The sequence below is a fragment of the Microbacterium sp. C448 genome, from assembly GCF_000582705.2.
Lineage (GTDB): Bacteria > Actinomycetota > Actinomycetes > Actinomycetales > Microbacteriaceae > Microbacterium > Microbacterium lacus_A.
On the sequence record NZ_HG779636.1, the window covers coordinates 1 to 20,245 of the forward strand.

Annotated in this window: 18 protein-coding genes; 11 read left to right on the forward strand and 7 right to left on the reverse strand. The window is 68.2% G+C overall.

Annotated features, from left to right (window positions below):
* The 3 genes from MIC448_RS05600 to MIC448_RS05610 form a co-directional block, all read left to right on the forward strand.
* Window positions 1–826 (forward strand): phosphoribosylamine--glycine ligase (locus tag MIC448_RS05600; RefSeq protein ID WP_036297187.1); only part of this gene is annotated, 826 nt, incomplete at its 5' end.
* A 37-nt stretch (window positions 827–863) separates the two neighbouring features.
* Window positions 864–1,790: a phosphoribosylaminoimidazolesuccinocarboxamide synthase gene (locus MIC448_RS05605; RefSeq protein WP_036297188.1), complete on the forward strand. Its 927-nt coding sequence runs from the start codon at window positions 864–866 to the stop codon at window positions 1,788–1,790.
* A gap of 96 nt (window positions 1,791–1,886) precedes the next feature.
* Window positions 1,887–2,792, forward strand: a complete 906-nt coding sequence (locus MIC448_RS05610; RefSeq protein WP_036297232.1) for a VOC family protein — start codon at window positions 1,887–1,889, stop codon at window positions 2,790–2,792.
* 9 nt (window positions 2,793–2,801) lie between these two features.
* Here the strand turns inward: MIC448_RS05610 and MIC448_RS05615 are convergent, their stop codons facing one another.
* The 5 genes from MIC448_RS05615 to MIC448_RS05635 form a co-directional block, all read right to left on the reverse strand.
* Window positions 2,802–3,845, reverse strand: coding sequence for a LacI family DNA-binding transcriptional regulator (locus MIC448_RS05615; RefSeq protein WP_051513203.1), 1,044 nt, complete (start codon window positions 3,843–3,845; stop codon window positions 2,802–2,804).
* A 21-nt stretch (window positions 3,846–3,866) separates the two neighbouring features.
* Window positions 3,867–5,324 carry a GH1 family beta-glucosidase gene (locus tag MIC448_RS05620; protein WP_036297236.1) on the reverse strand — a complete coding sequence of 486 codons (1,458 nt, stop codon included), beginning with the start codon at window positions 5,322–5,324 and terminating at the stop codon, window positions 3,867–3,869.
* A gap of 34 nt (window positions 5,325–5,358) precedes the next feature.
* Complete coding sequence (locus MIC448_RS05625; protein ID WP_036297191.1) at window positions 5,359–6,276, reverse strand: carbohydrate ABC transporter permease; 918 nt, start codon at window positions 6,274–6,276, stop codon at window positions 5,359–5,361.
* Entirely contained in the window at window positions 6,273–7,304 is a 1,032-nt protein-coding gene (locus tag MIC448_RS05630) for a carbohydrate ABC transporter permease (RefSeq protein WP_036297193.1), read from the reverse strand. Before MIC448_RS05630 ends, MIC448_RS05625 begins: the two co-directional genes overlap by 4 nt.
* An 84-nt stretch (window positions 7,305–7,388) precedes the next feature.
* Entirely contained in the window at window positions 7,389–8,663 is a 1,275-nt protein-coding gene (locus MIC448_RS05635; protein WP_036297195.1) for an ABC transporter substrate-binding protein, read from the reverse strand.
* 305 nt (window positions 8,664–8,968) lie between these two features.
* Here MIC448_RS05635 and purS point away from each other — a divergent pair, with 305 nt between their 5' ends.
* From purS to MIC448_RS05650, 3 genes are read left to right on the forward strand one after another with little or no spacing between them, the layout of a single operon-like run.
* Window positions 8,969–9,262 (forward strand): phosphoribosylformylglycinamidine synthase subunit PurS, encoded by a 294-nt coding sequence (gene purS / locus MIC448_RS05640; RefSeq protein WP_036297197.1) that lies wholly within the window; start codon window positions 8,969–8,971, stop codon window positions 9,260–9,262.
* A complete protein-coding gene (purQ, locus tag MIC448_RS05645) occupies window positions 9,259–9,966 on the forward strand; it encodes a phosphoribosylformylglycinamidine synthase subunit PurQ (RefSeq protein ID WP_036297199.1) in 708 nt (235 codons plus the stop codon). Before purS ends, purQ begins: the two co-directional genes overlap by 4 nt.
* A 28-nt stretch (window positions 9,967–9,994) precedes the next feature.
* A complete protein-coding gene (locus tag MIC448_RS05650; protein WP_036297201.1) occupies window positions 9,995–10,927 on the forward strand; it encodes a 2-hydroxyacid dehydrogenase in 933 nt (310 codons plus the stop codon).
* Window positions 10,928–10,945: 18 nt separating this feature from the next.
* Here the strand turns inward: MIC448_RS05650 and MIC448_RS05655 are convergent, their stop codons facing one another.
* Window positions 10,946–11,590 (reverse strand): NTP transferase domain-containing protein, encoded by a 645-nt coding sequence (locus MIC448_RS05655; RefSeq protein ID WP_051513205.1) that lies wholly within the window; start codon window positions 11,588–11,590, stop codon window positions 10,946–10,948.
* 50 nt (window positions 11,591–11,640) lie between these two features.
* Here MIC448_RS05655 and MIC448_RS05660 point away from each other — a divergent pair, with 50 nt between their 5' ends.
* The 4 genes from MIC448_RS05660 to MIC448_RS05675 all read left to right on the forward strand — a co-directional run bounded on the left by MIC448_RS05660 (window position 11,641) and on the right by MIC448_RS05675 (window position 17,566).
* A complete protein-coding gene (locus tag MIC448_RS05660) occupies window positions 11,641–12,738 on the forward strand; it encodes an XdhC family protein (protein WP_036297203.1) in 1,098 nt (365 codons plus the stop codon).
* Between the two features lie 241 nt (window positions 12,739–12,979).
* Entirely contained in the window at window positions 12,980–13,771 is a 792-nt protein-coding gene (locus MIC448_RS05665) for a nucleoside phosphorylase (RefSeq protein WP_158497521.1), read from the forward strand.
* A gap of 112 nt (window positions 13,772–13,883) precedes the next feature.
* On the forward strand, window positions 13,884–14,729 hold the full coding sequence (locus tag MIC448_RS05670) for an FAD binding domain-containing protein (protein WP_036297205.1): 846 nt from the start codon (window positions 13,884–13,886) through the stop codon (window positions 14,727–14,729).
* Window positions 14,726–17,566 carry a molybdopterin-dependent oxidoreductase gene (locus tag MIC448_RS05675; RefSeq protein WP_036297207.1) on the forward strand — a complete coding sequence of 947 codons (2,841 nt, stop codon included), beginning with the start codon at window positions 14,726–14,728 and terminating at the stop codon, window positions 17,564–17,566. Before MIC448_RS05670 ends, MIC448_RS05675 begins: the two co-directional genes overlap by 4 nt.
* A 4-nt stretch (window positions 17,567–17,570) precedes the next feature.
* On the opposite strand, the gene MIC448_RS05680 is transcribed toward MIC448_RS05675, so the two are convergent.
* Window positions 17,571–18,836, reverse strand: coding sequence for a LuxR C-terminal-related transcriptional regulator (locus MIC448_RS05680; protein WP_036297209.1), 1,266 nt, complete (start codon window positions 18,834–18,836; stop codon window positions 17,571–17,573).
* A 161-nt stretch (window positions 18,837–18,997) separates the two neighbouring features.
* Between MIC448_RS05680 and fdhA the strand changes: the two genes are divergently transcribed.
* A complete protein-coding gene (fdhA, locus tag MIC448_RS05685) occupies window positions 18,998–20,218 on the forward strand; it encodes a formaldehyde dehydrogenase, glutathione-independent (protein WP_036297242.1) in 1,221 nt (406 codons plus the stop codon).
* Window positions 20,219–20,245: the final 27 nt, after the last annotated feature.

A 20,245-nucleotide genomic window follows, 5' to 3' on the forward strand; every position in this document is an offset into this window, starting at 1 on the left:
GGGCAAGGGCGTGCTGGTCACGGACGACCGGGCAGCCGCGCTCGCGCACGCCGAGTCGTACCTCTCGCAGGGCGCCGTGCTGGTCGAAGAGCACCTGTCGGGCCCCGAGGTCTCGCTGTTCTTCATCTCGGACGGCGACACCGTGCGCGCGCTCAGCCCCGCCCAGGACTACAAGCGCGCGCTCGACGGCGACAAGGGCCCGAACACGGGTGGCATGGGCGCGTACTCGCCACTCCCCTGGCTGACCGAGCGGTTCGGGGGCGAGGCCGAGTTCGTCGAGCTCATCACGCGCGAAGTCGCCCTCCCGGTCGTCAAGCATCTGGATGCCGAGGGCACCCCCTTCATCGGGCTCCTCTACGCCGGGCTCATCGTGACTGACGGCGGTGTGCGCGTGATCGAATTCAACGCGCGCTTCGGCGACCCCGAGACCCAGGTCGTGCTACCCCGACTCGTGAGCCCCCTGTCCGAGCTGCTGATGGCCGCCGCCTCGGGCACGCTCGAGGACGTCGCCCAGCCGGCCTTCGCCGAGGCGGTTGCGATCACGGTCGTCGTGGCGAGCGAAGGCTACCCGGCGGCACCCGTGACCGGGCGGCCCGTCGGGGGCTTGGATGCCGCGGCATCCGTCACCGGTGTGCACCTGGCCCATGCCGCCACGGCAAACGACGGCGGCGGTCTCGTAGCCACCGGGGGCCGCGTCGTCGATGTCGTCGCTCTCGGCACGACTTTCGCCGAGGCCCGCAAGCGCGCCTACGAGGCCGTCGACCTGATCGCGCTCGAGGGGTCGCAGCACCGCACCGACATCGCCGCCGGCGTCATCGAGCGCTGAGCCCGCGAGGGCAGCACGTCCACGGGATAATGGTCGCGTGACCCCCACCTCTGATCTTTCCGGCTGGCGCCATGTCTATTCCGGAAAGGTGCGGGACCTGTACGTCCCCGCGGACACACCGGATGGCGTCAGCGCGGAACGGATGCTGGTCGTCGCATCCGATCGCGTCAGTGCCTTCGACCACGTTCTGTCGCCGGGGATTCCCGACAAGGGTGAGCTCCTCACGACGCTGAGCCTGTGGTGGTTCGACCTGCTCGAGGGAGGCGATGGCGGACCGGCGGTTCCGAACCATCTCGCCCCCGATTCGGCGCTGTCGGACGACGACGAGCCCGTGCGTCTCGTCCCGGCCGAGGTGGCCGGCCGCGCCATGCTCGTACGTCGCCTCGACATGCTGCCGATCGAGTGTGTCGTGCGCGGGTACCTGACGGGCTCCGGATGGGCCGAGTACCAGGCCGCGGGAACGGTCTGCGGCATCCCGCTGCCCGCGGGGCTGGAGAACGGCGACCGCCTGCCCGAACCGATCTTCACACCCGCGTTCAAGGCTGAGCTCGGCGAGCACGACGAGAACATCAGCTTCGAGCGGACGGTCGAGCTGGTCGGCGAGCACGCCGCGCATGCCCTACGCGATGCATCACTCGCGATCTACGAGCGGGCCGCACGCCGCGCCGCCCAGCACGGGCTGATCCTCGCCGACACCAAGTTCGAGTTCGGCACCGACGACCAGGGGGTTCTGCGGCTGGCCGACGAGGTGCTGACGAGCGACTCGTCCCGCTACTGGGATGCCGAGGCGTGGGCACGTGGCGGCACCCCCGACGAGCGGATGGCGAGCTTCGACAAGCAGATCGTGCGCGACTGGCTCGCGGCCCACTGGGACCGCACGGGCCAACCGCCGGAGCTGCCCGACGAGATCGTCGTGCGCACCGCGGACCGGTACCGCGAACTGCTCTCGCGACTGACTCGCTGACCGGCGGGACTGACCGGCTGCCGGGCGCCCTGACCGGCGGACGGAGCCCCGCTGCGCCAGGGAATGACGCGCGCGGCGCAACGGTTGTACGTGCGCATGGATGAACTGCGGTCGGCATCACTCGGAAAGTCGGCGACGGTCGACAAGATCGCGAACGACACGTCGATGGGCGCGGTGACGCTCCTCGTCGGGGACCTCGACGCGATGACCCGGTACTACCGAGACGTGGTCACTCTCGAGGTGATCACCTCCGAGGGCCCGACCGTGACCCTCGGTCGAGCCGGCCTGCCGATCATCGTGCTCCGCTACGAGCCGACCCTGCGGCACGCGGCGCCGGGATCCGCAGGGCTCTACCACACGGCCATCCTGTTCGAGACGCAGACCGCGCTGGCGGCGGCGCTCTACTCCGTCGCCCGGCACGCACCCGGTACGTTCACGGGATCCGCGGATCACCTGGTCAGCCACGCCTTCTACTTCACCGACCCCGAAGGCAACGGTGTCGAACTGTACTGGGATCGCAACCGCACCGAATGGTCGTGGACGCACGGACAGATCGAAATGGGGACCCTCTTCCTCGACCCGAACGCGTTCCTCGGCGAGCACCTCACCGAGGAAGCGGCGGAGGGCGCGACCTCACGGGACGCGGCATCCGTCGGTCACGTACATCTGTCGGTCGGCGACGTCGAGACGGCGCAGCGGTTCTACGTCGACCGTTTGGGATTCGACACCACGGCCCGAATGGGCAATCAGGCCTTATTCGTGAGCGCCGGTGGATACCACCACCACATGGCGATGAACGTATGGAATTCACGCGGCGCCGGCCGCCGTGGGCCCGCCCTCGGCCTCGGCCGCATCGATCTGGCTCTGCCCGACACGGATGCCCTGGGTGAGCTGTCCGAGCGTCTCACCCATTACGGCACACCGCTGCGCGACGACGGCCGCTCGGTCAGCTTCGAAGACCCCTGGGCGAACCAGCTGACGGCGAGCGTTCCCCTCGCCTGAGCGGGAAGGTCAGTCCCCAGCGGCGCGTGTCGACACGGAATCGCGGATGACGAGCTCCGTGTTGAGCATCGTGACCCGCGGCGGATCCCGGTCGGCGAGCAGGTCGAGCAGCACGTCCGCCATCCGCTCGCCCTGGGTGAACGACGGCTGACGCATCGTCGTGAGGTGCGGCGAAACGGTCGTCGCGACCGGGGAGTCGTCGAAACCGACGATCGCGATGTCGTCCGGAACCCGAATACCTGACCGGTTCAACACGGCGAGCGCACCACGCGCCATCAGGTCGCTCGCGATGAACAGCGCGTCGGGGCGATCGGGGGCCTCGAGGATGCGTTCCATCGCTCGGGCGCCGCCGTCCGCCGTGAAGTTTCCGTCCTCGACCGGGCCCGGTTCGAGACCGGCGGCATCGAGCGCCTGACGGAACCCCTCCAGCCGGTCGACTCCGGCGGGCATGGTCAGGGGACCCGAGATCATGGCGATCCGGCGGTACCCGCGACCGATCAAGAACTCCGTGACCTCTTGACCGCCGCGCACATTGTCGACATCCACGTAATAGTCGCGTTCGCGTGCTCGCACGGGACGACCACCGAACACCACGGGAACGGCCGCCGCGATGCGGTCGATGAACGTGTCGCTCGTGTGATGCGACACGATGATCGCCCCGTCGACGCTGCCGCTGCGCAGGTAGCTGGTCGTCTTGTCGCCGGGGTCGTCGCTGGCGATGAACAGGTTGAGCACGTAGTCGGACTTGTTGACGCGCGTGTTGATGCCCGAAACGATGGCGGCGAAGAACGGGTCCCCGAAGAAGCGCGTCGTCTCTTCCGGCACGACCAACGCGATCGCGTGGGTCTGCCGGGTCGCCAAAGACCGTGCGGCACGGTTGGGCACGTAATTCAGGGCCGAAATCGCGCGGTTGACGGCCTCGAGCGCTGCCGGGCTGACGGAGGTCGACCCGTTCACCACTCGAGAGACCGTGGATCGCGAGACGCCGGCCGCCGCCGCGACCTCCTCGATCGTCGCGGTTCCCTGCGAAGAGCGAGTCCCGATGTCGACCATGTCGTGCCCTCCTGCGCGGACCTACTCGACCGCGTCGGCTAGCTCCGCACTGTCATCGAGCGTCCGCTTCGCGATGATCCGAGAGTACTCCCGGCCACTGTCCTTGATCGACCGCACCTGAGTCTCATAGTCGACGCGCACGATACCGAAACGCTTCTCATAGCCCCACGCCCACTCGAAGTTATCGAGCAACGACCAGTAGAAGTATCCGCGCACATCCACGCCCGCCTCTATCGCATCGAGCGTCGCGCCGAGGTGAGCGCGCACGAACGAGACGCGTTCGTCGTCGTGCACCCGCACCACGCCGTCCTCGACCACGACCTCGTCGTTGTAGGCGGCTCCGTTCTCCGTCACGAAGAGCGAGGTGCCGGCCGGTTCGGCGTAGTCCTCCCAGACGCGCACGAGCAGGCGCGTCAAACCCTCCGGCTGCACCTCCCAGTTCATCGGCGTGCGCGGCAGCCCGCGCTCGTGCCAGTGGATGTCCTCGGCTGACGGGAACGGCGATGCGCTCCGCCGATCCGTCGGCGCATCCCCCGGCGTCGGCGGAACCGCGGGCGGCCGGCCCCCGACGAACTCTCCGTGGTAGTAGTTCACACCGAGCGTGTCCACGGGAGTGGAGATCGTCTCGAGATCGCCGGGCAAGATCGCCGCCCGCAAGGCCGCATCGGCGATCTCGTCGAAGATGTCCTGCGGGTACTCGCCCCGGAAGATCGGATCGAGGAACCACCGGTTGAACTGACCGTCGATCCTTCGCGCGGCGTCGAGGTCTGCCGGGTCGGCGGGGTCGACGGGATCGGCCACCGTGAGGTTGAGTGTGATGCCCAGGTTGAGGGACGCATCCCGCGCCCGCAGCTCGCGCACGGTCTGGCCGTGACCGAGCAGCAGGTGATGTGCCGCCAGCATGCCCTCGGACTTGCTGTAGTGACCCGGCGCATGGATACCCGCCGTGTAGCTGAGGAACGACGAGCACCATGGTTCGTTCAGCGTGGTCCAGACGTTGACACGATCGCCGAGGGCGTCGTGCATGTCGAGCGCATACTCGGTGAATCGATTGGCCGTGTCGCGGTTGGTCCATCCACCCTGCTCCTGCAGCGCCTGCGGCAGGTCCCAGTGATACAGGGTCAGCCACGGCAGGATGTCGGCGTCCAAGAGCTCGTCGACCAAGCGCTTGTAAAAGTCCACTCCCTCGGGGTTCAGCGCACCACCGTCGGGACGCACGCGCGACCACGATGTCGAGAAGCGGTACGTCTGCAACCCCATCGACTTCATCAGCGCGACGTCGTCGCGGTACAAGTGATAGTGATCGCACGCGACATCGCCGTTATCGGCGTTGATCACGGCGCCGGGGACCCGCGAGAACGCATCCCAGATCGAGTCGCGGCGGCCACCCTCGTGTGCCGCACCTTCGATCTGATACGCCGCGGTCGCCGCCCCGAACAGGAAGTTCGAGGGGAACGGACGCTCAGCAGTTTCGGTCATGAGAGTGGGGGCCTTTCTGATGACGGTGCTCATGTTAGCCCTTCACTGCTCCGGCCATGATGCCGCTGACGAGTTGCTTGCCGGCGAAGGCGAACAGCAGGATCAACGGGATCGTTGCAAGCAGGACGCCCGCCAGAACGATGGAATAGTCGACGAAATAGTTGGATTGCAGGAGCGACAGCGCGACGGGAAGTGTCGGGCTCTGCCGGTCCAGCACGATGAACGGCCAGAAGAAGTTGTTCCAGGCACCGACGAAGGTGAACAGGAAAAGCATCGCGGCGGCCGGGCGGGCAGCGACCACCCCGATCGTCCAGAACGTGCGGAGCATGGATGCTCCGTCCACACGCGCCGCTTCGATCAGTTCGTCCGGGACCGCCTGGTTGAGGTACTGCGTCATCCAGAACACCCCGAAAGCGCTCGTCAGGGCGGGAATGATGACCGCGCCGATGTTGCCCGTCCAACCGAGGTCCGCGAACAGGATGTAGAGCGGCACGACGCCGAGCTGCATCGGGACAGCCATCGTGGCGACGACGAACGCGAGCAACCACTTTCCGCCCCGGAAGCGCAGTTTGGCGAACGCCCAGCCCGCCAGCGTCGAGAACACGACGACGGATGCCGCGATCACGGTCGAGCTGAAGATCGAGTTCCAGAGCGCCAGCCAGAAGTTGACGGCAGGGTCTCCGACCACCGCCAGCGCATTGGCGATGAAGTTCCCGCCAGGGATCCACGACATGTTCGGATCGTTGATGGTGGAGGAGTCCCCCGAACCGATCAGGAACGACCAGTAGAAGGGGAAAACCGCCGAGACGAAGACCACGCCGAGACCGATGTAGACCCAGACCCCGGCGCGGACGCCGCGGATCTTCTGCACGCGCTCGTTCCGGCGACGGGTCCGCGCGTTCGGGATTCCCTCCTCCACGATGGCGAGCGGTGGTGTGCTGACCGAAGTCATCGCTGCGTTCCTTTCCGGCGTCGGCGGGGTGCGACCACGCCGCGGCCGCCCTCCCCGCGCACGAGGCGACGGGTGATGAACAGGTTGATCAAGCCGATGAGCAGGATGATCGCGAACAGAATCCACGCGAGCGCGGCCGCCCTGCCGAAGTTGAACTCGCCCCAGCCGATGTTGTAGAGGTACAGCGTGATCGTCAACCACTGCTGAGCGGCACCGCCCTGGCCCGTGTTGTCGAACATGCGCGGCTCGTCGAAGATCTGCAGGCCGCCGATCGTCGAGGTGATGATCACGAAGATCAGGGTCGGGCGGAGCGAGGGAAGCGTGATGCTGATGAACTGGCGGAACGCGTTGGCGCCGTCCACGGTCGCTGCCTCGTAGTACTCGCGCGGCACAGCCTGCATCGCGGCGAGCAGGATGAGCGCGTTGTAGCCCGTCCATCGGAAGTTGACCATGGTCGCGATCGCGATGTGGCTCCAGAACGGATCCTTGTGCCACGGGATCGCGTCGAGACCGATGCTGGTCAGGATGTTGTTCACGAGGCCGTAGTTGTCGCCGAACATGTTGCTGAAGATCAGCGCAACCGCGACCGGTGCCATCACGAACGGCAGCAGAACGCTCATCCGCCAGAACGTCTTGGCGCGGATGTTGCGGTCGAGCATCGCGGCGATGAACAACGCCAGGATCAGCTGCGGCACGGACGAGAGCAAGAAGATGCTGAACGTGTTGCGCAGCGCGGTCCAGAACTTCGGATCGTTCAAGATCCAGATGTACTGCTCCAGGCCGACGAAGGTCCCGGAATTGCGGACCAGGTCCCACTCCTGCAGCGAGATGACCGCCGTGAATGCGATCGGGAACAGTCCCACGATCGCGAACAGGATGAAGAACGGAGAGATGTAGATGTAGGGCGAGAACTTCAGGTCCCACCGGCTCAGCCGGTTCCTGAAAGACAGGACTGGTCGCGGGCGCCCGGCGGGCGGCGGGGACGAGTCCTCGGATGAGATGCGGGGGCGAGCTTCGGTCGCGGTCACGGGGGGCTCCGTATCGGTGAGGTCGAGAGCGGTCAGGGGGTGGGGCGAGCTATTTGGTCAGCGCGCCCCACCCCCTTCCGGTCATCAGAAGGCGTCGACCTCGGTGACCCAGGTGTTCCACGAGGTGGTCTGGTCTTCGACACCATCGAAGACACGAGTCACCGCGTTCTGCAGAGCGTCGTGGTACTTGAAGTAGTTCGCGCTCTTGTACGGGGCAACCGTCACGGCCTCGGCCCGGTTGGCGCCGATCTCGCCGGTCGGGGCGTCGTTGAAGTACGGGTTGACGAATTCCGTCAGCTCGGGGTTCGTGTACGCCTCGACCTGGCTCGGGAACGTGCCGGCCTCGACGAACGCCTTGAGCTGCTGCTCGGGCGCGGTCAGCCAGTCCGCCAAGGCAAGCGCCGCGTCGACGTTCGCACCGTTGGCGGGCACCGTCAGGTACGAGCCACCCCAGTTACCGCCGCCGCCGGGGAAGACGTCTGCGACATCCCAACCGGTGACATCGGGCGCGTTGCCCGAGATGATGCCGAGCATCCAGCCGGGGCAGAGCATCGCGGCGAACTCGCCGTTGGTCATCGAGGCGTTCCAGTCATCGCTCCACTGGCCCGCGTATGCCGCGTTGGGGATCGCGCGCTCGACGACCAGGCTGTAGGCGTCAGCGATGTCGGGGTTCTCCGTCGCGATGATGGTGCCATCGGGCTCGTCGTACGTGTACTCCATCTGGTTGACGATGCCCTGCAGAACAGAGTTGGCCGAGTCGATCATCGGCTTACCCGTGGCGGCCTTGTACTGATCGGCGATGTCGAGGAAGTGGTTCCAGTCGCCCTCGAAGAGGGTCGCGACCTCGGCGCGGTCGGTCGGAAGACCGGCGGCGGCGAACAGGTCCGACCGGTAGCAGATGGACTGCGGGCCGATGTCGGTGCCGAAACCGACGAGACGTCCGTCTCCGTCCGTGGCTCCCGCCTCCTTCCAGTCCAGCCAGCGGCCCTTCGCGCTGTCCGGTACTTCGGCGAGCAGGTCGGAGTACTGCATGGCCTCGGCGAACCAGTCGATCTCGACGCCCTCGATGTCGGCGAGGCCTTCCTTGCCGAGCTTCTGGAAGTAGTTGGCACGGGCATCGCCGGACTCGGCGGCCTTGTTGTGCACGATCTCGATGTCGGGGTTTTCGTCCATGTACTCCTGCAGGAGCGCGTCGGTGTACCCGAAATTGTTGAATGTGGCGATCGTGAGCGTGGTCTTTCCGTCGGCGTCGCCGGACGGGGAGTCGCTTCCTCCACCGGCGCAGCCGGCGAGAACGATGGCGGAAGCGGAGAATGCTGCGACGATGGCGGCACTCCGGCGCATGGCGCGTGAGTTCACTGTCACTCCTTCGTGATGGTCGTTGAGTATTGCGCGTGACGTCGGGTTCGTTCCCGTCATCATCTAATCCCGTGGGAGCGTTCCCATCGGTGGAGGACACATTATGGGAGCGTTCCCACGAGATCAAGAGAGCGGTCCTAAATGGATAGTCACAGTTTGGTCACGACGTCGAAACGTACAGTTGCGGACCCGGCTGCTACCGAAAGCCCCGATACGAAGGGCGTCACGGACGGCGTCACGAATGCGGTCGTGACGCGGCCGTAGACTGGGACGGCAACCCCGCCCCCGACAGCCGGAGCTCTCACATGCCCACCATCGTCGTCGACGTCATGCCCAAGGCAGAGCTGCTCGACCCGCAGGGAAAGGCCGTCACGGGCGCGCTTTCGCGTCTGGGGGTCCAGGATTTCAGTGCCGTCCGCATGGGTAAGCGCTTCGAACTCACCGTCGACGGCGAGGTCACGGAGGATGTTCTCGCGACCGCGCGCCGCATCGCCGACGAGATCCTCTCGAACTCGGTCATCGAAGACGTCGTGGAAATTTCGGTCGTCGAGAGCACGGTCGTCGAGAGCAAGGTCGCCGAGAGCACGGTCGTCGAGTGAGCCGCCCCCGCATCGGGGTCGTCACCTTCCCGGGATCCCTCGACGACGCCGACGCCCGCCGTGCGGTGCGCCTCGCCGGCGGCGAGCCGGTCGCACTCTGGCACGGCGACCACGACCTCCACGGCGTCGACGCGATCGTCCTGCCGGGCGGGTTCAGCTACGGCGACTACCTGCGCGCCGGTGCGATCGCCGCGCGCGCGCCGATCATGTCCGACATCCGCGACGCGGCAGACAAGGGCATGCCGGTCCTCGGCATCTGCAACGGATTCCAGATGCTCGTCGAGGCGCACCTGCTGCCGGGCGGGCTCATCCGCAACGCCCACCAGCAGTTCATCCGCCGCGACCAGCGCCTGAGCGTCGAGAACGCCGATACCGCCTGGACGAGCGGCTTCGAAGCCGGACAAGAGATCGTTATCCCGCTGAAGAACGGCGACGGCGGTTACATCGCCGACGACGAGACGCTCGACCGCATCGAAGGCGAAGGCCAGGTCGCCTTCCGCTACGTCGGAGTGAACCCGAACGGGTCGCTCCGCGACATCGCCGGCGTGACGAACGCCCGCGGCAACGTCGTCGGCCTGATGCCGCACCCCGAGCACGCCGTCGAACCGGGGTTCGGACCGGACACCTCGGTCGCGATGCGCTCGGGCGAAGACGGACGCATCTTCTTCGCCAGTGCGATCGCCGCGGTGCTGCAAAACGCCTGACCGCGACGGAGCCCGCTACCGTCGAAGGATGAACCGCGCGCCCCGCACGCTCACCGTCACCGTTCCCTCCCCCCAGGTTCTCGAAGACCTCGGCCCCATGCCGGATGGCGTCGAAGTGCTGGTGTGGCCGATGGACGGGCCGGCACCGGGAAAGCGACTCGACCTGGTGGTAGTGCCGTACATGTCGGGCGGAAGCGGCTTCCGTTGGCTCGACGGCGTCGAGACCGGCGTGCTGCAGGGCCAGTCCATCGGCTACGACGAGGTTGCGGTTCACCTACCTCCCGGGCGACAGTTCGCCAATGCCGCATCGGTGCACGAGACGGCCACCTCCGAGTTGGCGCTCGCACTCGTTCTCGCTTCGCAACGGCGCCTCCCCGAGCTCGTGCACGCGCAGGCCGCCCAGACCTGGATGCAGGAGCGGAGCACCGGTCTCGCCGACCAGCGTGTGCTGCTGCTCGGCTACGGCGGAGTCGGAAAGGCGACCGCCGCGCGCCTCGCGCCCTTCGAGGTCGATCTCGTGCCCGTGGCGAGGCAGGCCCGCGACGAAGACGGGGTGCACGTGCACGGTGTCGACGAGCTGCCGGAGCTGCTTCCCCACGCCGACATCGTCATCCTGACCTTGCCCGGAGGGGACGCGACGCGGCACATCGTCGACGACGCCGTGCTGGCTGCGCTGCCGGATGGTGCGCTGGTGGTCAACGTCGGTCGTGGCTCCTTGATCGACACCGCCGCGCTGGTCGATCACGCCGGTCGTGGCCGTATCCGCGCTGCGCTCGACGTCACCGATCCGGAGCCGCTGCCCGCGGGGCATCCCCTCTGGGCCTCTCCCGGGGTACTGATCGCGCCGCACGTCGGCGGTTTGACGGCGGCGATGCGACCGCGTGCGGCTCGCCTGATCCGTCAGCAGATCGAGCGGCTGCTGCGGGGCGAGGCGCCGCTCAACGTCGTGATCGGCGGCTGACCGAGAGCTACCCGTCGCTCAGCCGTCGGTGGCGGGCCCACTGTCGATCATGGGTCCACTGCCGATCGTGGGCGGAGTATCGATGTCGTCGCCCGACCAGAGGTCTTCGCAGGGGACCGAGAGCGCGTCGTGGCTCGCGAGGTAGGCACGCGCGCCACGATCCCCCGACAGGGCGTGTGCGAGCGGATCGAAGTGCTCGGCACCGATCAGGACCGGATGACCCGGGTCGCCACCGTACGTCGCCTGCACGAGTGCCCGCCTCGGTGCGGCCGCCGCGGCGGCGATGACCCGGCGGACGACGGCGGGTGGAGCATCCGGCGTGTCCACCGGCATGATGACGAGCGCTGACGCGGATCGCTCGCGCGCCGCGGCGAGCCCCGTCGAGATCGTGGCGGACAGGCCGAGTTGCCAGTCGGGCACGACGACGATCTCGGCCCCGGGCGGGACGAGGTCGTGTGCTTCCGGCGCCGATGCCCCGAGCGCCACGAGCACCCGACCGCATCCCCCCGCGCGCAGCGTGTTCAGGGCCCGAACGACCCACGGCACGCCGTCGCCGTCTCGGGCAAGCGCCTTCGGGCCGCCGAACCGTGTGCCCGCGCCGGCCGCGAGCACGAGACCGAAGATCTCATCGGACTGTTGGTCGCTGGTCTCCGACGGGCGCATGGTGCCGTCAGCGTATCGTGCAGGAAACATCGCGCGACTAGCGTTGCAGGATGCTCGAACTCGCCGCAGACCTGCTGCCGCGTCTCGCGGATGGAGAGTCGGTGGCGGTCGTCACCGTGACACGTGTCGCGCGCAGCGCTCCGCGGGGTCTCGGGGCTTCGATGGCCATCACGGCGGACGGCTCGGTGATCGGCTCGATCTCCGGCGGCTGTGTCGAGGGCGACGCGATCGTGCTCGCCCATGCCGTGCTGGCAGATGGCGCGGCGCGCGCGGCGCGGTTCGGGTTCAGCGACGAGCGCGCGCACGCCGCGGGCCTCGCGTGTGGCGGCGAGGTGGAGGTGCTCGCGTACGTCCTGCGACCCGACGACGACGTGGCGCGGCACGCTCTCGAGGCAGCCGCTCGCGATGAGCGCGTCACCGTCGCCCTCGGTATCCGCGCTCCTCACGAGGGGGTCGTCGCCGACGCATCCGGCCTGTCGCGGATCGCTGCCGAGGCGCTCCCCGAGTTGGACGCGGCCGCGCTCTTGGCGGAGACGACCCCGATCGCAGACCACGCGTGGCTCTCGGTGTCTCAGGCTCCGCGCGCCCGACTCATCGTCGTGGGCGCGGGGGAACACGCGGCAGCGCTGTGTCGGGTGGCCAGCGCGGCGGGTTACGCGGTGACCGTGTGCGACCCCTGGCCGTTGCTCGCGACGTCGGAGCGTTTTCCCGACGCATCCGACATCGTGATCGCCGATCCCGGCGAGTATCTGACGTCGCTTGCCGAGCAGGCGGGCTCGATCGATGCCCGGACGGCCGTCTGCGTGCTCTCCCACGACGAACGGATCGACATTCCTGCTCTTTATGCCGCGCTCGGCATGAACGTCGGTTTCGTCGGCGCGATGGGCGCGCGGAGCACGGTGGAGCAGCGTGGGATCGCACTGCGCGAGCGAGGGGTGACGGACGCCGACCTGGCCCGCCTGCACTCTCCGCTCGGCCTGGACCTCGGCGGATCATCGCCGGAAGAAGCCGCTGTCGCCGCCATTGCCGAGATCATCGCGGCGCGATACGGGAGATCGGGTGGTCCGCTGCGGGATGCCCGCGGCCCGGTCCACGCCCGCCCTCCTGCCTCCCCCGCGAGCCCCGCGCCGACCTGCTCGCCCGTCTAGCCGCGTGCCTGGGTGCGGTCTTCACCGAAACACCCCGCGCGCGACGAAACACCCCTCGCCATGGGGTGTCTGGGCGCACGTAGGGTGTTTCGCCGTCGCCTCGGCTCGCGTGACACGGTGCTACGCTCTCGGCACTGCGTGTCCTAACAACCATGACCTCCCGGCGATCGTCGGTGGACCGAGCCGGTGGCTCAGGGCGGGGACTGCTGACTTCACCCGTCACAGCATCCCGGAGGCCACCGTGTCCACATCCGCATCCACGCCCACATCCACGCCCGTGGACAAGTCCCAGGCGGGCCTGAACGCGCGCCAGTACCACATCGGCATCGCGCCCGGTGAGGTCTCGTCCGTGGCGCTGCTGCCCGGCGATCCGTTTCGCGTGCCGTTCGTCGCGGAATTCCTGACGGAGGTCCGCGAGGTCGCACACAACCGCGAGCACCGCACCATGACGGGCTGGTACAAGGGGCGGCACATCACCGCGACGTCGACCGGAATGGGTTGCCCCTCGACCGCGATCGCCGTCGAAGAACTGGCACGGGTCGGCGTCACATCGTTCATCCGCGTGGGCAGCTCGGCCGGCCTCCAGCCGGGCATCGCCCCCGGAGACCTGCTGGTGAGCGAGGGCAGCTTCCGCAACGACGGGACGACGGATGCCTATCTGCCCAAGGGCTTCCCTGCAGTCCCCGACCTCGAACTCACGCTGGCGCTCGCCCGCCACTCGGAGCGGATCGCCGCCGCGTCGGGAACACATTCCTTCCGCGGCATCAGCGTGAGCGACGACGCGTTCTACGCGGAAACACCGGAATGGATCGCCGAGCTGAACCGCATGGGCATCCTCAATGTGGAGATGGAGGCATCCGCTCTGTATATCGTCGCGCGTCTGCGTGGTCTCCGCGCGGGCATGGTCTGCGCCGCGTCGAGCAACCTCGTCGATGGCGCATCTCTCTACGACGAGAAGAACTCCGCGCTCAAGGACGGCTGGATGCGCAGCATCGAGGCCGCCCTCGACACGGCGGTCGAGCTCGAGTTGTAGTAGCTCGCGACACGCCTGACGGCCCAACCTCGCGGTTGCACGTGAAACACTCACGAAATCGGGCGCTGGTTGGATGAATGGATGCGGCGACGCATTCTCGGAAGGAGTGCCGGTGGACCTGAACACCATCACGAGCTTCCGCCGCGCGACCCAGCGCGACGACCTCGCGCTCGCCCCGGGCGAAATCATCCTGGGCGGGGGGACCTGGCTGTTCGGTGAGCCCCAGAACCACGCGACCGGGCTGGTCGACCTGACGACGATGGGCTGGCCTGATCTGGAGGTCACCGACGGGGGGCTCACGATCGGCGCGACGTGCACGATCGCGACGCTCGTCGCCTTCGCCGAAGGCCGGACGGCGGATGCAGCGGCCCCGGCCGATTGGTCCGCAATCGCGCTGTTCCCCGTCGCCGCGAACGCCCTCCTGGCCTCGTTCAAGATCTGGAACACAGCGACGGTCGGAGGGAACGTCTGCCGCTCGTTCTCGGCCGGCGCGATCGTGTCCCTCGCGTCCGCGCTCGACGGCGAGGCCGTGATCTGGACTCCCGACGGTGACGAGCGCCGCACCCCGGTGGCCGAGCTGATGACGGGCAATGGCACGAATGATCTCGCCCGCGGCGAGGTGGTCCGTGCTGTCGAGATCCCCGCGCACGCACTCCGTTCTCGCGCCGTCATGCGAAAGATCGCCCTTGCCGAGCTGGGTCGCTCGGGAGCGGTCGTCACCGGGCGCATCGACCGCGACGGGTCCGCCGTCTTCAGTGTCACCGCCGCGACTCTCACACCGACCGTCCTGCGCTATCCGGAGCTTCCCGCAGCGACACAGCTCGCGGCCGATGTCGCGGGGGCGGCGGACTTCTACACCGATCCCCTGGGATCCGCCGATTGGCGCCGCGGGGTCAGTGTCGAGCTCGCGGAGCGGATTCGGGCCGAACTCGCCGCCGATTCTGGGGAGACCGCATGAAGATCGAGGTCAACGGCGCACCCCTCGAGGTCGAGCCACGCCCGGGTCAGTGCCTGCGGACGCTGCTGCGCGAGCACGGCCACACCGAGGTCAAGAAGGGGTGCGACGCGGGCGATTGCGGCGCGTGTGCCGTGATCCTCGACGGCCAGCCCGTCCACTCGTGCATCATCCCCGCGATGCGGGTCCAGGGCAGCACGGTGACGACGGCCGCGGGCCTCGCCCCCGGCGATGGTCTCCATCCCGTGCAAGAGGCGATCATCGAGAAGTTCGGCTTCCAATGCGGCTTCTGCACCCCGGGTATGAGCGTCACGGCCTCCACCCTCACCGAGGCCGACCTGCCCGACCTCGACCGTCGCATGAAGGGCAGCCTCTGCCGGTGCACCGGGTACCGGCCGCTCCGCGAGGCGATCACCGGTGCCGTGCGTGAGACGGGGCGGCGAGCCGCTATCGCCGAAGAGGATGTGTCGGAGAAGGATGCCGCGGCTCCGTCATCCGTCTGCGGTGAGGCGTGCGAGGGTTCGTGCGACACTGCCGCCGCGGCGAAATCGTCGGGTATCGGCTCGTCGGGCGTCGGCACATCGGTCTCACCCGAGCCCGCCCGAAGAGTGGTGCAGGGTCGCGAGCCGTTCACCTTCGATGAGCCGGTCACGGGTGCCCTGGTGCTGCGGGTCGTGACCTCGCCACATGCGCACGCACGCATCCTCTCCATCGATACTTCGGCTGCGCTCGCGGTTCCCGGGGTCGTCGCGGTGTTCACACATGAGGATGCTCCGGCCACCCGGTACTCCTCCGGCCGACACGAACACCGCACCGACGACCCGGACGATACTCGTGTGCTCGACGACGTCGTGCGCCATGTCGGGCAACGGGTCGCGGCCGTCGTCGCCGAGAACTCGCAGGTCGCTGAGCGAGCCTGCCGGATGGTCGAGATCGAATACGAGGTGTTGCCCGCGGTCTTCGACGCGGCGGCCGCCCGCATGCCGGGTGCCCCCCTGCTGCACGCCGAGCGCACACCCGACGACCGTGTCGCGGATGCGTCGCGCAACGTCGTCGCCGCGCTCCACGACGGATACGGGGGCGACATCGATGCCGCCCTCGCGGCCAGCCCGATCCGCGTCGCGGGGACCTGGCAGACGTCCCGCGTGAGCCATGCCCAGCTCGAAACGCACGGATCCGTGGGCTGGATGGACGACGAAGACCGGCTGGTCATCCGCTCCAGCACGCAGGTGCCGTTCCTCACGCGTGACGAACTGGGCCACATCTTCGACCTGCCGCGCGAGCGCCTGCGCGTCTATGCGCCACGCGTCGGCGGGGGGTTCGGCGGCAAGCAGGAGATCTTCACGGAAGACCTCGTGGCCCTCGCCGTGCTGCACACCGGACGTCCCGTCGCGTACGAGTTCTCTCGCACCGATCAGTTCCAGCGGGCATCGCTGCGTCACCCCATGCGCGTTTCGGTGGAACTCGGAGCCAACGAGGACGGATCACTGACCGCGATCAAGCTCGGCGTGCTGAGCGACACCGGTGCGTACGGCAACCACGCGATCGGCGTGATGTTCCATGGCTGCTCCGAGTCGATCAGCCTCTACAACGCCCCCGCGAAGCGGGTCGATGCCGAGGCCGTCTACACCAACAACGTGCCGTCAGGAGCCTTCCGCGGGTACGGCCTCGGGCAGGTGCAGCTCGGGGTCGAATCCGCGCTGGACATGCTCGCCCAACGCCTCGACCTCGATCCGTTCGAGGTGCGCCGCATCAACGCCGTCCGCGACGGCGATCCCCTGCTCGCGTGGCACGCAGAACACGAACCCGAGGTCCGCTGGGGAAGCTACGGCCTCGACCAGTGCCTCGATCTCGCGCAAGGCGCCCTGGCCCGCGGGAATGGCGTGACGGCACCGGACGGCTGGCTCGTCGGCGAGGGTATGGCCTCGACGCTGATCGCGACGATGGCCCCACGCGGACATATCGCGCACGCCACGGCGACGCTCGGGCCCGACGGAACCTACGCGCTCCGCACCGGTACGGCCGAGTTCGGCAACGGCACCACCACCGTGCAGCGCCAGATCGCGGCATCCGTCTTCGGCGTCGACGCCGGGCGTGTGACGCTCCAGCATGCCGATACGGATGGCGTCGCGCACGACACGGGTGCGTTCGCATCGGCGGGGACGACCGTCGCGGGCAAGGCCGTGTACGCGGCGTGCATCGCGCTACGCGACCGGATGCTCGGGCTCGCCGCCGTCCTACACGGAGCCGAACCCGGGGCCTGCTCGCTCACCGCCGAGGGCGTTCGCACGCCGTCGGGGGTCGTGCCGTTCGGCGAGATCGTCGCCGCGGCGGCGCCGGAACACCAGAGCAGCGACGGTCTGACCGCCCACGGCGCCGAATACGGCGACGAACGCTCGCTGGCGTTCAATGTCCACGCGGTGCGGGTCGCGGTCGAGCCATCCACCGGATCCGTCCGCATCCTGCAGTCGGTGCACGCCGCAGATGCGGGTTTCGTCATGAATCCGGCCCAGTGCCGGGGGCAGATCGAGGGCGGCGTGGCGCAGGGCGTCGGCAGCGCGCTCTACGAAGAGGTCTACATCGACGACCGCGGCGCCGTGGTGAACCCGATGTTCCGCACCTACCGCGTGCCGCAGTTCGCCGACATTCCCGACACCGAGGTCTACTTCGCCGACACGAGCGATGACCTCGGTCCGTTCGGTGCGAAGTCGATGAGCGAGTCGCCGTACAACCCCGTCGCCCCCGCGATCGGCAACGCGATCGCCCGTGCTCTCGGACGCAGGCCGTACGAGCAGCCGTTCTCGCGCGACCGCGTCTGGCGCATCGCACAGGCCGACTGACCCGTCAGCGGTGTGCGCGACCCGCGGCGATCAGCGCCGTGGCCTCGGAGCGCGAGGTGACCCCGAGCTTTCGAAACACCTTCGAGACGTGGAACTTGACGGTGTTCTCGCTGATCCCCAAGCGCGCCGCGATCCCGCGATTGCGGAGCCCCTGCGTCATAAGTTCAAGGATCTGCACCTCGCGCGGTCCGAGCCGCGCGATGAGCGGGTCATCGCCGTGGGTGTGCGGGGGGTCCAGAGGCATGACGACGGAAAGCTCCGAGCCCCACCCCTCGGTCGCCGCGAGGGTCATCTCGCCGTTGACCGCCGAGACGCGCTGCCGGAGTTCGTCGAGGGCATCGTGACCGAGCGATGCATCCCCGGGGCCGTCGTCGCGCACGCTGATCAGCAGGTTGCGGCCGTCGCAATCCCATTTGACCCGCACGCGGCTCGTGCCCGGCTGTTCGACGGACGCCAGGATCGCTCGACGCACGATCGCCCGAGCACCGTGGGCGATCTCGCTGGGCAGGGCGCGCCCATCGACGGGCGGTTCGACGAACTGCACGTCCACGTCGCGGTACCGCACGAGCGGCACGAGATCATCGCGCAGACGCTCGAACGCTGAGGTCACGGGCTCTTCCGTGAAAGTGCGGACGAGATCGGTCGAGGTGCGCAGCTGCACCATCGCGTGCGCCGCGACACCGACGGCGGCCTGGCGCGCCGCATGATCGTCGGTCGAGGGTGAGCGCAGGACCGCGAGCAGCGCCTCGAGTGTGCGCGAGTGCGTGTCGCTGAGTTCGGCGACGACCTCTGCACGCACACCGGCCGCGGCACGCGACTCGAGCAGATAGCTCGGCGATGCGTCGCGTGCGGGTTGCCGGATCCGCACCGCGACGATGCGCCACAGTTGGAGAAGTTCGGCGTCTGCGCGCACGTCGGCGTCGGGATCTGTGGCGGATGCCGCGGGCACCGGATCGACGAGAACCAGCAGCGGACCGGTCTCGGCGCGGGCCAGCACGGTGTTTCGCGCTGCTCCGCCGACCTCGACCGAGGCGCGCAGTACCCCGGGGCCGCTGAGGAGGGCCCGGGCCTCCACCATCTCCGACAGCGCGACGCGTGATGCGAGCGCCGGGTCCCCGTGGAGCTTGAGCGGGTGGCTCACGTCATCCTCGGCCAGGATGATGAGCGCGGAATGCGGGATCGTGGGCGCCAGGTATTCCGAGAGTGAGCGCGCGATCTCGGGCAATGGGGCCGCCACCACGTCGGCTATCGCGGCGATCGAGGTCGGCATCGGATGATGCTAGCTGGCTCCACGCCATCTCGCGCTACCCGAACGGGTAGTGAGAACTATCCCGATCGCCGATGGCGCTACCGAAACGGGTGGCGCAGTCTGGAGAAGCCGCCGATGTCGACCCGACGTACGCGCGGTTCGAGGTTCGGAGAGGAGCCACCATGACGAACAATCGTGCCGTCGCCTACAAGGGGCCGGGCAAGGTCGAGGTCATCGACACCGAATACCCCACCTTCGAGCTGAAGGATGGTCCGGGCGTCAACCCCGCGAACATCGGACGCAAGCTCCCGCACGCCGTCATTCTGAAGACCGTCGCTACCAACATCTGCGGATCTGACCAGCACATGGTCCGGGGCCGGACGACGGCGCCCGCGGGCTTGGTCCTGGGTCACGAGATCACGGGTGAGGTCGTCGAGGTCGGTCCCGACGTCGAGTTCGTCAAGGTGGGCGACATCGTCTCGGTACCCTTCAACATCTCGTGCGGTCGCTGCCGCAACTGCAAGGAAGGCAAGACGGGCATCTGCCTGAACGTCAACCCCGACCGTCCCGGCAGCGCCTACGGGTACGTCGACATGGGCGGATGGGTGGGTGGACAGGCCGAATACGTGCTCGTGCCGTATGCGGACTGGAACGCCCTCGTCTTCCCCGACCGCGAGCAGGCCCTTGAGAAGATCCTCGACCTCACGATGCTCTCCGACATCTTCCCGACGGGCTTCCACGGCGCCGTCACCGCGGGAGTGGGAGTCGGATCGACCGTGTACATCGCGGGTGCCGGTCCCGTCGGTCTCGCGGCAGCAGCCGGCGCCCAGTTGCTCGGTGCGGCCGTCGTCATCGTCGGCGACCTGAACGAGGAGCGACTGGCCCAGGCGCGCAGCTTCGGCTGCGAAACCATCAACGTCGGCGACGGTGACGTACCCGAACAGCTGGCACAGCTGCTCGGGGTCCCCGAGGTCGACGCCGCGGTCGACGCGGTCGGCTTCGAGGCGCGCGGGCAGGGGCACGGCGCGGACGCCGCCGAGGCTCCCGCGACGGTGCTGAACTCCCTGATGGATGTGACGGCCGCGGGCGGAGCCATCGGCATCCCGGGTCTTTACGTCACCGGTGACCCGGGCGCGGCCGATGAGGCGGCGCAGAAGGGTTCGTTGTCGCTGAGCTTCGGCACCGGCTGGGCCAAGTCGCTGTCGTTCACCACCGGCCAGTGCCCCGTCATGCGCTACAACCGGCAGCTCATGATGGCGATCCTCCATGACAAGGTGCAGATCGCGAAGGCCGTCAACGCCACCGCGATCTCGCTCGAGGATGCCCCGCGCGGCTACGCGGAGTTCGATGCGGGCGCCGCAACCAAGTACGTGCTCAATCCGAACGGGTACATCGCGGCCTGACCGCACCCCCGACATCCGTCACGACTT